Genomic DNA, 13,099 nt, shown 5'->3' with positions numbered 1-13,099 from the left:
CGCTCAGTCGACGTCCTCCACCTCGACCGCCTCACCCGTCACGCGCTGCGCCAGCGCCGCCGCCATGAAATCGTCGAGATCACCGTCGAGCACGTCGCCCGGCGAGGTAGAGGTCGTGCCGGTGCGCAGGTCCTTCACCAGCTGATACGGCTGCAGCACATAGGACCGGATCTGGTGGCCCCAGCCGATGTCGGTCTTCGCCGCATTGACCGTATTGGCCTCTTCCTCGCGCTTGCGCAGCTCATGCTCGTACAGGCGGGCACGCAGCTGATTATACGCCTCCGCCTTGTTCTTGTGCTGCGACCGCTGGTTCTGGCAGGCGACCACGATGCCGGTGGGCAAGTGGGTGATACGCACCGCCGAATCGGTCGTGTTGATGTGCTGCCCGCCCGCGCCCGACGCACGATAAGTGTCGATACGCAGCTCGCTGTCGTTGATCTCGATATCGATCGAATCGTCGATCACCGGATAGACCCACACGCTCGAGAAACTGGTGTGGCGACGCGCGGAGCTGTCATACGGGCTGATGCGTACGAGGCGGTGAACACCGCTCTCGACCTTGGCATAGCCATAGGCGTTCTCGCCCTTCACCAGCAGCGTCGCTGACTTGATCCCCGCCTGTTCGCCGGCGTGATAGTCGATCAGCTCGACCTTGTAGCCGTGCCGCTCTGCCCAGCGCGTGTACATGCGCTGCAGCATCTCGGCCCAGTCCTGGCTTTCGGTGCCGCCGGCGCCGGCGTTGATCTCGATATAGGTGTCGTTCGCGTCGGCCTCGCCTGACAGCAGCGCCTTCACCTTGTCCTTCTGCGCACGTTCGGCGAGCTGCGCGAGTGCGGTAGTGCCCTCGGACGCCATCTCCTCGTCGCCCTCGGCCTCGGCCATCTCGATCAGCTCGGCGGTATCGCTCAGCTCGCGCTCGATGGTGCGCGTCGCGGTGATCGACTCGTCCAGCCGGCGGCGTTCGCGCATCACGTCCTGCGCAGCCTTGGGGTCGTTCCACAGCGTCGGATCCTCGACCCGCGCATTGAGTTCGTCGAGGCGCCTGAGCGCACGATCCCAGTCGAGGCTGCGCCGCAGCAGGGCGAGCGCCTCGTTGATCGTCGCTACATGGGCCTGCGCTTCGGCGCGCATGGTGATTCTCCAATCATCCGTCAGACCAGCGGGGTGCGGGAATCCAGCGATATGGCGCGGTCGGCCACTGAATTCCCGTGGTGCGGGGATGACGATCTAAATAACAAAGCGGCGACTTAGTAGATGCCGCCCTCTCGCTGCAAGAAGTCGCTGTCACTGGCCTGCTTCTTCGCCTCGGCGGTCGCGGACGCGCTGACGGCAGGCGCGCCCCCGGTACGGCGCACCGCACGGCGGCCTTCCGCCTGCGGCTTGAACGCTTCCCAGATCACCGCCGGCTTGGGATCGTTGCCGCTCGGCCAGGCGCCAAACACCGGGCGTCCGCTCGCGCGATCGACGCGCACCATGCGAATGCCCTGCGGCGCGCGGAACGGCAGCACCTCCATCCCCTCATAGGCCTTGGTGGCCCATTGCTTGAAGATCGGCGCCGCCAGCGTGCCGCCCTGGGCATAACCGCCCAGGTTCACCGGCGAATCGTAACCGATGTACACGCCCGCCACCATTTGCGGCGTGCCGCCGATGAACCACACGTCCTTCGGCCCGGAATTGGTGCCGGTCTTGCCGAAGATCGGGCGGTTCAGGTCGCGCAATGTCGTCGCGGTGCCGCGCTGGATCACGCCCTCGGCAATGTGCACCATCTGGAACGCCGACATGGCGTCGAGTACCTGCTTGCCGCGCGCGATCGGCCGCGGCATCGGCTTGCCGTCCCAATCGGGCATGTTGCACCGGTCGCAGGCGCGCCAATTCTCCGGCCAGATCACCTGGCCGCGACGGTTCTGCACGAAATCGATCAACGTCGGGGAATGCCAGCGCCCCTGGTTGGCCAGCACGCCATAAGCGTTGACCATCTTCATGACGGTCGTCTCGCCAGCGCCCAGCGCATAGGAAAGATACGGCTGATAGTCGCCGATATCCATCGCCTTCATCAGCCGCACGACGTTCGCCATGCCAGTCTGCGCCGCGGCGCGCACCGTCATCAGGTTGCGCGACTGCTCCACGCCCCAGCGCATCGTCCGCGGACCCGCGCCGCGCGAATTGCCGAAGTTGCGGAAGCATTTCTGGCCCAGCCGCGCGCCCTGATCCACGCAGAACGGCCCATCGACGATGATCGAGGCCGGCGTCATGCCATGCTCCAGCGCGGCGGCGTAAACGATCGGCTTGATGGTCGAACCCGGCTGGCGCATCGCCTGCGTGGCGCGATTGAACGATTGGAGCGACGCGTCGAACCCGCCCTGCATCGCCAGGATACGGCCCGACTGCGGCTCCTGCACCACGAACCCGCCCGAAATCTTGGGCACCGAGCGCAACGCGAACTGCCCGCCCTGCGGCGCCACCGCGATGATGTCGCCCGGCTCCAGCGTGCCGAACGCCGGCGTTGCCTGGCCACGCACCGGCATCTGCGCTGCCGCGCGCGGCAGCACGCCCTCCGTCCCGTTGGCAAAGCCGATTCGGGCAGCGGATGCGTCGCGCGAGATGATGATCGCCGGCCGCCAGTCATTATAGTCGAGCGTGACGTTGGTATTGAGCAGCGCCGACTGCCAGCGGTCGCCCTTGATCTCGACCTTGCGCAGCGGCCCGGAGAAACCCCGGCCACGATCATAGCGCAGCAGGCCGTCGCGCAATGCCTGCGCCGCCGCTTCCTGCACCCCGCGGTCCATCGACGTGCGCACCCACAGGCCGCCCGAATAGACGCTGTTGGCCCCGTCGCGGGCGGTTTCGCCGAACTTGTCGATCAGCTCGCGGCGCACCTCCTCGACGAAATAGCCGCCGACCCGCTCGAACTTGGGCACCCGCGTGACGATCGCGCCGATCGGCTGCGCCTGCGCCTCCGCACGCTGCGCCGCGGTGATGAAGCCGTTGCGCTCCATCTCGCCCAGCGCCCAGTTGCGGCGGCTGATCGCCCGCTCGGTATCGCGGATCGGATCGTAATTCGCCGGCCCCTTCGGCAGGATGGCTAGGTACGCCATCTGCGCGAGGTTCAGCTGGTCCAGCTCCTTGTCGAAATAGGCATGGCTCGCCGCCTCGACGCCATAAGCGTTCCGACCCAGGAAGATCTGGTTCAGGTACAATTCCAGGATCTGCGGCTTGGTCAGCGTATCCTCGATACGCCACGCCAGGATCGCCTCACGGATCTTGCGCGTGGGCGAATATTCGTTGCCGATCAGCAGGTTCTTCGCGACCTGCTGGGTGATGGTCGAACCGCCCCGCGCGCGCTGGCCACTGCCCAGCTTCGACACATAGTCGATCACCGCGCCGGCAAGGCCGGGATAATCGACGCCATGATGCTCGAAGAAGGTCTTGTCCTCGGCCGCCAAGAAAGCGTTCACGAGCATCTTGGGATATTCGTTGAACGACAATTCAACCCGGCGTTCGCGGGCATAGGAATAGATTGGCGAGCCGTCGATCGCGCGCACGTTGGTCGGCAGCGGCGGCTCATAGGTCCGCAATTGCTCCACCGACGGCAGGTCGCGGGTGATGAACCACCAGCCGCCGCCCGCGAGGAGCAGCCCGATCGCGGCAAGCACCGCCAGCGCCTTGAACCAGCGCCGCCGCCACAGGTCGGACAGGGTCTGGCGAAAGCCGGGCCCACGACGTGCCAGCTTGATCGGTTCGGGAGAGTCAGACGCCATACGCAGCGCCGGTGTTTAGGCAGCGGCCATGCGGCTGGCAACAAGGCCGCGGAAAACTACGACAATGCGGGCGCCTGCGACGGTGATCAGCGCGCCGCCGTCTGCGTCATGCGCCGCGCGAAATACACCTCCACCGCGCGCCGCACGCTCTGCGCCACCCGCTCGCGCCCCTCGCGGCTGTCGAGGAAGGCGGCGTCCTGCGCGTTGGAGATATAGCCCGTCTCGAACAGCACCGACGGCATGTCCGGCGCCTTCAGCACCAGCAGCGATGCCATGCGATGGAAATTCTGCTTGGTCGGGATCAACGGCTTGGCCTCGCGCCCCAGCAACCGGGCAAAGCCGGCCGATGCGTTCATCGTCTCGCGCTGCGTCAGGTCGATCAGGATCGACGAGACGTCGGAATCCTCGTCCAGATTGACGCCGGCGATGATGTCCGCCTTGTTCTCGCGCGCGGCCAGCCGCGCCGCTTCCTTGTCGGACGCGACGTCAGACAGCGTATAGGCGGTCGCGCCGGTCGCCTCGACATTGCCCGCGCTGTCGCAATGCACCGAAATGAACAGATCCGCGCCCAGCCGCCGCGCGATGCCGAACCGCTCGCGATGCAGGATATAGCGGTCGTCATCCCGCGTCAGCGCGACCCGCACCCGCCCCGAATCGAGCAGTTCGTCGCGGATCGCCTTGGCGATCTTCAGCGTCAGGTCCTTCTCGCGCAGCCCCGTTTCCGGGTTGATCGCGCCCGGATCATTGCCGCCATGTCCCGCGTCGATCACCACCAGCGGGCGGCTGTCATCGCCCTGCACCCGCGGCAGCACGGCCTTCTTTGCCTTCGGAACGGGAACGCTGACCTTGTACTTGGGCCGCGATTCTCCCCAGCCGAACGGCAGGAAGCTCAGCGGAGAGGCCGCGCTCGCCGCGGTGAAGCGCCGCCCGTCGACCTCGCGCAGCGACAGTTCCAGCTTGCGCCCCTCGTCGTCGAACGACCCCTTGGTCACGATCATCGGCTGCGCCAGATCCAGCACCACGCGCGCGCCATCCGCGCCGCGCCACCCCTGCCGGACCGCCGTCACCGCGCCATTGCCGCGGCTCGGCCCGCCCGGCCGCGCGCCATCAATATCGATCGCGATCCGCTGCGGTCCATCCAGAATGAAACTAGAGGCGCCACGCACCGCTTCGTCAAAGCGGATGGTGATCCGGTCGTCGCCGACCTCGACACGCTCCACCCGTGCCGCCCACGCGGGCAGGGCCGGCAACAGGCCGGCAAATAACGCGAACAACACCGACATACCTCGTACATGCCGTGCCGGCCGCTTCTCGGTCCAGCGAAAAGCCATGGTACGCAAACCCTTCTTCCCTGTCGGGTCGGGATAATCGCCGCTTCTCAAGGCACCGTTTCATACCACGGTTAACGCCGCGTTCGGCAAGTTATTGCCGACCGGTCGGCAATCTTGTTCCGGTTGCCGAAGGATGACTTAGTTGCTACCTCCTGAATTGATCGGCGTGCGGTCGCCTATTGCGCCCGCCTCCGACCCACCGCCCAGCCGGCATTCGCGCCGGTGCGGGCCATCAGGTTGACGTTTGCATGTTGCATATCCCCGCACCGCAGTTCCGACCGGCCTTCGCCGGCGGCGCGGGCGTGGAAGCGGTCCAGGGCGTGTCGCCCGGCCATGCGCGGCAGACGAAGGCACAGTCCACCACCATCCGCGTGCCCGGCCAGACTGCGCCGGCACCGATTCATCATCGCGCGCCCCCGCCGTCCGGCGGCGTGAGGCGCGCGTGGAGACGTACTAATGACCATGCGCATGCTGATCGACGCACGCCACCGGGAGGAAACCCGCGTGGCCGTCGTCAAGGGAAATCGCATCGAAGAATTTGATTTCGAGAGTGCCGAGCGCAAGCAGCTCAAGGGGAATATCTATCTTGCCAAGGTGACGCGCGTTGAGCCGTCGCTGCAGGCAGCGTTCGTCGATTACGGCGGCAACCGCCACGGCTTCCTCGCCTTCTCCGAAATCCATCCCGATTATTACCAGATCCCCAAGGAGGATCGCGAGGCGCTGCTGCGCGAGGAGGCGGAGCATGCCGCCGAGGAAGCGAAGCTGCGCGCCGAGCAGGAAGCGGCCGAGGATGAAGACGGCGACATCCATGACGATGTCGACGATGCGCATGGCGACGACGCCGGCGATCTCGACGCCGTTGAGGGCGAGGAGGGCGAAGGCGCCCCGGCCCCGACCACCGGCATCAACGACGATCAGGTCGAGGCGCTGCGCCAGCGTCGCATGAACCTGCGCCGCCGCTACAAGATTCAGGACGTGATCCGCCGCCGCCAGGTGCTGCTGGTCCAGGTCGTGAAGGAAGAGCGCGGCAACAAGGGCGCGGCGCTGACCACCTATCTGTCGCTCGCCGGCCGCTATTGCGTGCTGATGCCCAACACGTCGCACGGCGGCGGCATCAGCCGGAAGATCAGCAATTCGTCCGATCGCAAGCGCCTGAAGTCGATCATGGCCGAGCTCGAGCTGCCGCCCTCGATGGGCTGCATCGTGCGCACCGCGGGCCTCAGCCGCACCCGCACCGAGATCAAGCGCGACTTCGATTACCTCGCCCGCCTGTGGGACGGGATCCGCGAAAAGACGCTGACCAGCGCGGCGCCGGCGCTCATCTATGGCGACAGCGATCTCATCAAGCGCGCGATCCGCGACATCTACAACAAGGACATCGACGAGGTCATCGTCGAGGGCAACGACGGCTATCGCCAGGCGAAGGAATTCATGCGCCTGCTGATGCCCAGCCACGCGAAGCGGGTGAGGCATTACAGCGATCCCATCCCGCTGTTCCAGCGCTGCCATGTCGAGGATCAGCTCGCCGCCATGTACCACCCGGTGGTGCAGCTGAAGTCGGGCGGTTACCTCGTCATCAACCCGACCGAGGCTTTGGTCTCGATCGACATCAACTCCGGCCGGTCGACGCGCGAGCATAATATCGAGCAGACGGCGACCGCGACGAACCTTGAGGCGGCGCAGGAAATCGCCCGCCAGCTGCGCTTGCGCGACATGGCCGGCCTCGTCGTCATCGACTTCATCGACATGGACAACAATTCCAATGTCCGGAAGGTCGAGAAGGCGATGAAGGAGGCGCTGAAGAACGATCGCGCCCGCATCCAGGTCGGCCGCATCTCCAGCTTCGGCCTGATGGAAATGAGCCGCCAGCGCCTGCGCACCGGCGTGCTCGAAGCGTCCACCCGCCCCTGCCCGCATTGCGAAGGCACCGGCCTCGTCCGCACCGCCTCGTCGGCCGGCCTCAGCGCGCTTCGCCTGATCGAGGACGAGGCCGCGCGCGGCCGCGGCTCGATCCTGACGCTGCGCGCCAGCGTCGAGGCGGCGGTGTACGTGCTCAACCGCAAGCGCGCCGACATTGCCGAGATCGAGGATCGCTACGGCGTGACGGTCGAGATCCTGCCCGACGGCGAGCAGGAAGGCGCCCGCATGGAGGTCATCGCCTCCGGCCCGCCGCCGGCCTATGCGCCCAAGTTCGATCCCCCCGTCGAGGAAATCGAGGAGGATATCCCCGAGGAGATCGAGGAAGAGGAAGACGAGGTGCTCGTCGAGGACGAGGCGCCGCGCTCCTCGGAAGATCGTGGCGATGAACCGCGCGAGGGTGGTCGCAAGCGCCGCCGCCGCCGTGGTCGCCGCGGCCGCTCGGGTGGCGAAGGCAGCGAACATGCCGAGGGCGCCGACGAGGCGATCGAGGTGCCTGCCTCCAACGCCGACCTTGCCGAAGACGAGCCGGTCGAGGCGGATGACGAGGGCGAGGCCTTCGAGGCAGCCGCTGAGACGTCGCACGATGGCGAGGGCGAGGGTGGACGCCGCCGCCGCAACCGTCGTGGACGTCGCCGTCGCCGTGAGAATGGTGATGGCCAGCATGCCGGTGCCGAAAACGGCGACCAGCAGGACGCCGCGTCGGTCGAGGCTCCGGTAGCGACCGAGGAAGCACCGGAAGAGGCGCCCGCCGTCGTCGAGGCAGCGCCGGTCGCGGTCGAGCCTGAGCAGCCGGTCGCCGAAGCCGCGCCCAAGACGCGCCGTCGTCCGCGCGCAAAGAAGGCCATCGAGGCACCGGTCGAGGCCGCACCGGCCGCGGAAGACGCCGCACCGATCCCGACCCCGGGCATCGAGGCGATCGCGCCGGCCGCCGAAGAGGCCGCTCCCGCGGAAGAGGCACCGGCCAAGCCGAAGCGTACGCGCCGCAAGAAGGCCGATGCCGCGGCACCAGCCGCCGACGCTGCCGAAGCGGCACCGCCCGAGGCCCCGGCTGCCGAAGAGGCGCCGGCCAAGCCGAAGCGCACCCGCCGCAAGAAGGCCGACGTGCCGGTGGTGGACGTGCCCTCCGCCGATCTGCCGCCGCCGCAGGCGACCGAGGAAGCCGCCGTTCCGGGCAGCGGCCCGGATGGCGCAGCGCCGGCCGACGAGGCTGCCGAGGGAAACGAAGAGGCCGCCGCAGAGGCGACGCCGCGGCGTGGCTGGTGGCAGCGCACCTTCGGCGCATGACGATCGGGTGAGGACAGTGATGCGCCGGGCTTCAGCGATGGTTCAGACGCCATCGGCATGGGTCCGGCGCATGGCTGTTCCTACCCAGCAACAGGCTGCGGGCGGCGACGCGACCGCACGTCGCGCTCCCGCCCCGCGCCGCCTGTCTGCCCTTCGGCTCGCCGCCGCTGCCACGCTTGCCTGCATGGTGCTGGCACAGCCGGCTCAGGCGCAGTCGATCCTGCGCGACGCCGAAACCGAATCGCTCCTGCATGACATGACGGCGCCGCTGGTCACCGCCGCGGGCCTGTCGCCGAGCGACGTTCGCGTCGTCCTGGTCAATGACGATTCGATCAACGCCTTCGTTGCCGGGGGCCAGATCGTCTATGTCCACTCCGGCACGCTGCAGGCGGCAAAGACTGCCAACGAAGTGCAGGGCGTCATCGCGCACGAACTGGGCCACATCACCGGCGGGCACGTCACGCTCGCCGGCCGCGGCTATCAGGAAGCGACCGGCATCACGATCCTGTCGATGGTGCTCGGCCTCGCGGCAATGGCGGCGGGCGCGGGCGAGGCCGGCGCCGGGCTCCTCGCCGCTGGCCAGCAGGCCGCCGTCGGCAAATACCTGTCCTTCTCGCGCCAGCAGGAAGCGTCCACCGACGCCGCCGGCGTCAAATACCTCAACGGCGCCGGCATCAGCGGCAAGGGGTATCTCAACTTCTTCAAGACGATGCAGCAGCTCGAATATCGCTACGGCATCACGCGCAAGGTTGAGTATATGCTCAGCCACCCCGTCTCGTCGGAGCGTATCGCCGCCATCTCCGAATCGCTGCAGGCGTCACCCGCCTGGAACAAGCCGCTCAACCAGGATTGGGAGGAACGGTTCAAGCGGGTGCAGGCAAAGCTCGACGGCTATCTCCTGCCGCCCGCCCAGGCGCTGCAGAAATATCCGGAGAGCAACCAGACCATCTACGCGCATTATGCGCGCGCCTATGCCTATCATCGCGGCGGCTTCCCCGAGAAGGCTGATGCGGAGGCGGATGCACTGGTGCAGGCAAAGCCGACCGATCCCTATTTCCTCGAGATCAAGGGCCAAATCCTGCTCGAGGCGGGCAAGCCGACCGAGGCGCTGGCCCCGCTGCGCGCCGCCACCGAAGGCTCGCGCACCAATCCGCTGATCGCCACCACCTTCGGCCACGCGCTGATCGCGACCGAGGACAAGGCCAATTACGACGAGGCGAAGAAGGTGCTGCGCATCGCGGTCGCGCGCGACGATCAGAACCCTTTCGCCTGGCAGCAGCTCGGCACCGTCTATGACCGCATGGGCGATCCCGCCCGCGCCGCCCTCGCCACCGCCGAACGCGCCAGCATGATGGGCGACGCCCGGACGGCCGCGATCAGCGCCGGCTATGCGATGGGCGGCATTCCCCAGAACACGCCGGACTGGATCCGGGCACAGGATATCTCGATGACTTCTCAGCACGCACTCGAAGACGGCAAGAAGAAGCGTCGATGAACCGCCTTCAATTGCTGCTTCTCGTGGTGCTCGGCGCCGCTTTCGGCGCTGGCGGCATGTGGCTCGCCGAACGGGCTGTTCCCGGCGAACTCTCCGGCGCTGACCGCAGCCGGGTCGAACAGATCGTGCGCGACTATGTGCTCGCCAACCCGGAAATCATCCCCCAGGCCATGCAGCGCCTGCAGGAACGCGAAGGCGAAAAGGCGATCGCGGCCGATCGCTCGCGCATCGAGACGCCGTACAAGGGCGCCGTGATGGGCAATCCCGATGGCGACGTCACCCTGGTCGAATTCTTCGACTACAATTGCGGTTACTGCCGCGCGAGCCTTCCGATCATCGAACAATTGATTGAACGCGACCCGAAGGTGCGGGTCGTTTTCCGCGAGCTTCCCATTCTGGCCGAAGAAAGCCGGGATGCGGCCAGAGCATCGCTGGCGGCGGCCGCACAGGGCCGGTTCGTGCCGTTCCACAATGCACTTTACGCCGCCGGGCCGGTCACCGCCGACAGCATCGCCGCGGCGGCACGCACGGCCGGCGTCGATCTCGGCAAGATCCCGGACGACGCCGATACCGAGATCGCCGGCAACATCGGCCTTGCGACAAAGCTCGGCATTTCCGGCACCCCGGCCTGGGTGGTGGGCGACCGCGTCCTGTCCGGAGCGCTGCCGCTCGACCGCCTGCAGGACGCCGTCGCCGCGGCCCGCGCGCGCGGAAAATAGCCGAAGCGGCCTACCGCGTGCGGCGCTGTTGCGGCGCTGCTCGCCGGACGGCGGCATGATGGACCGCCCGCTGCACCAGAAACGTCAGATCCTCGCGATCGATGTCATAGGTTTCGCTCAGATCCTCGAGCGCGCGGTCGACATCCTCCCGGTCCGGCGCGCCATGCTGGACGACCGCCGGCGGCCGGTGCGGGTAGGAATGACCGGAAAAACGGTGAAAGGCGACGGCCGCCAGCGTCAGCAGCACGGCGTTCAGCCCCACCGGCACCACCGCGAACCAGTATCCGGTGGACAGCACCACGGGGCCACCCACCACCGCCGTCAGGGCGGCCGCGCCGCCAGGCGGGTGTAGGCAGCGGCACAGCGACATGATCAGGATCGCGCCGCCCACCGCCACCCCGGCGGCCAGCGCCACATCGGGGATCAGCTTGGCCGCCGTGACGCCGACGAACGCTGAGATGGTGTTGCCGCCAATCACCGGCCATGGCTGCGCCAGCGGGCTCGCCGGGACCGCGAACACCAGCACCGCTGCCGCCCCCATCGGGGCAACCAGCCAGGGGCTCAGGCCGACCGGGTGAAGCAGCGCAAGCGCCAGCGCCCCGGTCAGCCCGATGCCGATCACGCCGCCGGCGCTCGCCACCAAACGGTCGCGCAATGTCCCGCCGGCAAGGATTGCGTGGAAGATCGCCATGCCGGTCAGCGCTGGCTGGCGATCCAGTCGGCGACTTTGCGCTCCAACACCGGCATGGGCAGCGCGCCGGTATCCAGCAGCGTCGCGTGGAAGCCGCGCGGGTCGAACTTCGCACCCAGCTTCTGCTTCGCGTCCGCCTTCAGCCGCAACATCGTCAGCTGCCCGATCTTGTACGCAAGCGCCTGTCCGGGGATGGCGATGTACCGCTCGACCTCTGCCGTCGCGTCGCTCTCCGGCATCGGCGAATTGTCGATCATGTAGCGGATCGCCTGCTCGCGCGTCCAACCCTTGGCGTGGATGCCGGTATCGACCACCAGCCGCATCGCGCGCAGCATCTCGTCGTTTAGCCCGCCCATCCGCTGGTAGGGATCGGTCTCGACGCCCAGTTCGGGATAGAGCGTCTCGGCATAGAGGCCCCAGCCCTCAACAAAGGCCGTGTTGCCACCAAAGCGCATGAAGGCGGGAAGGCTCTCGTTTTCCTGGGCCAGGCTGATCTGGAAATGGTGACCGGGGACCGCCTCGTGCAGGTACAGCGTCTCCATGCCCCAGAGATAACGGTTCGCCAGATCATAAGTGTTGTAATAGAAGATGCCCGGACGCGAACCGTCGGGCGTCCCCGACTGGTAGGAGCCGGCGGCGGCGGTCTTCTCGCGGAAAGCCGGCACCGGCCGGATGTCGAGCGGCGTTTCCGGGATCAGCGCGAACTGCTCGCGCACCCGCGCGTCAACCTTCTTGCCGATCTCGGCATAGCCCGCCGCGATCTCTTCCGCCGACTTGGGCTGGAAGCGCGCATCGGTCCTCAGATGCTGGAAGAATTGCGGAAGGCTGCCCTGAAAACCGGCGCGGTCCTTCTGCTTTTCCATCTCCGCCAGGATCCGCGCCACTTCGCGCAGGCCCAGCTGATGCACCTCCTCCGCCTTCAGCGGCAGGGTCGTGTTGCTCTCGATCAGATAGTCATAATAAGCGGCGCCACCGGGCAATGCAGAGGTGCCGATCGTGTCGCGCGCCTTGGGCAGATATTCCTGCTGCAGGAACGCGCGCAGGCGCTGATGGGCCGGGTTCAGCACGTCGCGCACTTGCTTGGCATAAGCCGCCGTCAGCCGCGTACGATCCGCCGCGCGCACCGCATCGGGGAACTTGGTCACCGGCTCGTAGAACAAGGATTCCTCGACCGACGGCGCGAGCAGATTGTCGAGCTGCCCGATCACATTCTGCACCACCAGGCGCGGCGGCATGATGCCCTGCGCCATGCCCTCGCGGGCACGCACGATCATGCGATCAACCAACGCCGCATATTGCGCGTTGCGCTTCAGATTGTTGTCGTAATCCTCGGTCGTCTTGAACGGAGCAGCCCCCTGACCCGAGGCGAACTCCGGGTAGAAGGTCTGAAAGCCGCGAAAGTGGTTGATCGGCAGGACGTCGCTGATCCGGCGCAAGGCAGGATCAAACGCCTTCAGGTCACGCGCGCGATCGCTCTCGAAAACGTCGTAGGCGATGCGGTCGACGGTACCCAGCTTGGAACGGTCAATCTTCCGCAGCGCGTTCAGATCGTCGACCAGCGCCTGGCGTTCAGCCTCGTCATAGGCGCGGGTGTAATAGTCGCCGAGGCGGTTGGCGTAGCGCAGGTCGCCGCGCGAGATTGCTTCGATCGGGTTGCGACGCAACGCCGCCTCGTTGCTCTCCTCGAACAGGCGGCGCAGCTTTGCACCTTCCGCCGCCTGTGCAGCGGGGGGCGCAGCAGCCCGCGGGGCCGCGGCGGGGCTGGTCTGAGCGATGGCGAGCGTGGGAATAGCGACAGACAGCAGAAGCGGGAGGACGAGGCGCAACAGACGACCTTTCGATGGGGCTGCGCGTCACCTAGAGCCTGTCCCCCCACCGCGGCAATGGTCGCGGGTCATACA

General features: G+C 67.1%; 8 protein-coding genes. 3 read left to right on the top strand and 5 right to left on the bottom strand.

All coding sequences use genetic code 11. From position 1 onward, the window contains the following. Nucleotides 1-3 precede the first annotated feature (3 nt). From prfB to ACH0BU_RS07005, 3 genes are all read right to left on the bottom strand, one after another. The gene (gene prfB / locus ACH0BU_RS07015; RefSeq protein WP_046408439.1) at nucleotides 4-1,131 is read right to left on the bottom strand and encodes a peptide chain release factor 2; all 1,128 of its coding nucleotides are present in this window, start codon (nucleotides 1,129-1,131) and stop codon (nucleotides 4-6) included. A 116-nt stretch (nucleotides 1,132-1,247) separates the two neighbouring features. After that, on the bottom strand, nucleotides 1,248-3,758 hold the full coding sequence (locus tag ACH0BU_RS07010) for a penicillin-binding protein 1A (RefSeq protein ID WP_500263880.1): 2,511 nt from the start codon (nucleotides 3,756-3,758) through the stop codon (nucleotides 1,248-1,250). 86 nt (nucleotides 3,759-3,844) lie between these two features. Continuing rightward, nucleotides 3,845-5,089, bottom strand: coding sequence for an N-acetylmuramoyl-L-alanine amidase (locus ACH0BU_RS07005; protein ID WP_046408443.1), 1,245 nt, complete (start codon nucleotides 5,087-5,089; stop codon nucleotides 3,845-3,847). A 456-nt stretch (nucleotides 5,090-5,545) separates the two neighbouring features. Between ACH0BU_RS07005 and ACH0BU_RS07000 the strand changes: the two genes are divergently transcribed. The 3 genes from ACH0BU_RS07000 to ACH0BU_RS06990 all read left to right on the top strand — a co-directional run bounded on the left by ACH0BU_RS07000 (nucleotide 5,546) and on the right by ACH0BU_RS06990 (nucleotide 10,507). Continuing rightward, nucleotides 5,546-8,293 (top strand): Rne/Rng family ribonuclease, encoded by a 2,748-nt coding sequence (locus ACH0BU_RS07000; protein ID WP_500263879.1) that lies wholly within the window; start codon nucleotides 5,546-5,548, stop codon nucleotides 8,291-8,293. Between the two features lie 184 nt (nucleotides 8,294-8,477). Next, the gene (locus tag ACH0BU_RS06995; protein ID WP_046408445.1) at nucleotides 8,478-9,788 is read left to right on the top strand and encodes a M48 family metalloprotease; all 1,311 of its coding nucleotides are present in this window, start codon (nucleotides 8,478-8,480) and stop codon (nucleotides 9,786-9,788) included. Further along, complete coding sequence (locus ACH0BU_RS06990) at nucleotides 9,785-10,507, top strand: DsbA family protein (RefSeq protein WP_296220772.1); 723 nt, start codon at nucleotides 9,785-9,787, stop codon at nucleotides 10,505-10,507. The genes ACH0BU_RS06995 and ACH0BU_RS06990 overlap by 4 nt, the downstream gene beginning before the upstream one ends. A gap of 10 nt (nucleotides 10,508-10,517) precedes the next feature. Here the strand turns inward: ACH0BU_RS06990 and ACH0BU_RS06985 are convergent, their stop codons facing one another. Beyond that, nucleotides 10,518-11,198 (bottom strand): HPP family protein, encoded by a 681-nt coding sequence (locus ACH0BU_RS06985; protein WP_046408448.1) that lies wholly within the window; start codon nucleotides 11,196-11,198, stop codon nucleotides 10,518-10,520. Between the two features lie 5 nt (nucleotides 11,199-11,203). Next, complete coding sequence (locus ACH0BU_RS06980; protein ID WP_500263878.1) at nucleotides 11,204-13,024, bottom strand: DUF885 domain-containing protein; 1,821 nt, start codon at nucleotides 13,022-13,024, stop codon at nucleotides 11,204-11,206. Nucleotides 13,025-13,099 lie beyond the last annotated feature (75 nt).

The sequence above is a fragment of the Sphingomonas olei genome (assembly GCF_045369765.1).
In the GTDB taxonomy this organism is placed as follows: Bacteria; Pseudomonadota; Alphaproteobacteria; order Sphingomonadales; family Sphingomonadaceae; genus Sphingomonas; species Sphingomonas panaciterrae.
Note: the sequence above shows the minus strand (reverse complement) of the source record. Positions and strands in the feature narration are given on the sequence as shown.

Coding starts and splice junctions, on each gene's coding strand:
- ACH0BU_RS06990 (WP_296220772.1), top strand. CDS start 9,785: ATGAACCGCCTTCAATTGCTGCTTCTCGTGGTGCTCGGCGCCGCTTTC.
- ACH0BU_RS07005 (WP_046408443.1), bottom strand. CDS start 5,089: ATGGCTTTTCGCTGGACCGAGAAGCGGCCGGCACGGCATGTACGAGGT.
- ACH0BU_RS07000 (WP_500263879.1), top strand. CDS start 5,546: ATGACCATGCGCATGCTGATCGACGCACGCCACCGGGAGGAAACCCGC.
- ACH0BU_RS06995 (WP_046408445.1), top strand. CDS start 8,478: ATGGTGCTGGCACAGCCGGCTCAGGCGCAGTCGATCCTGCGCGACGCC.
- prfB (WP_046408439.1), bottom strand. CDS start 1,131: ATGCGCGCCGAAGCGCAGGCCCATGTAGCGACGATCAACGAGGCGCTC.
- ACH0BU_RS06985 (WP_046408448.1), bottom strand. CDS start 11,198: ATGGCGATCTTCCACGCAATCCTTGCCGGCGGGACATTGCGCGACCGT.
- ACH0BU_RS07010 (WP_500263880.1), bottom strand. CDS start 3,758: ATGGCGTCTGACTCTCCCGAACCGATCAAGCTGGCACGTCGTGGGCCC.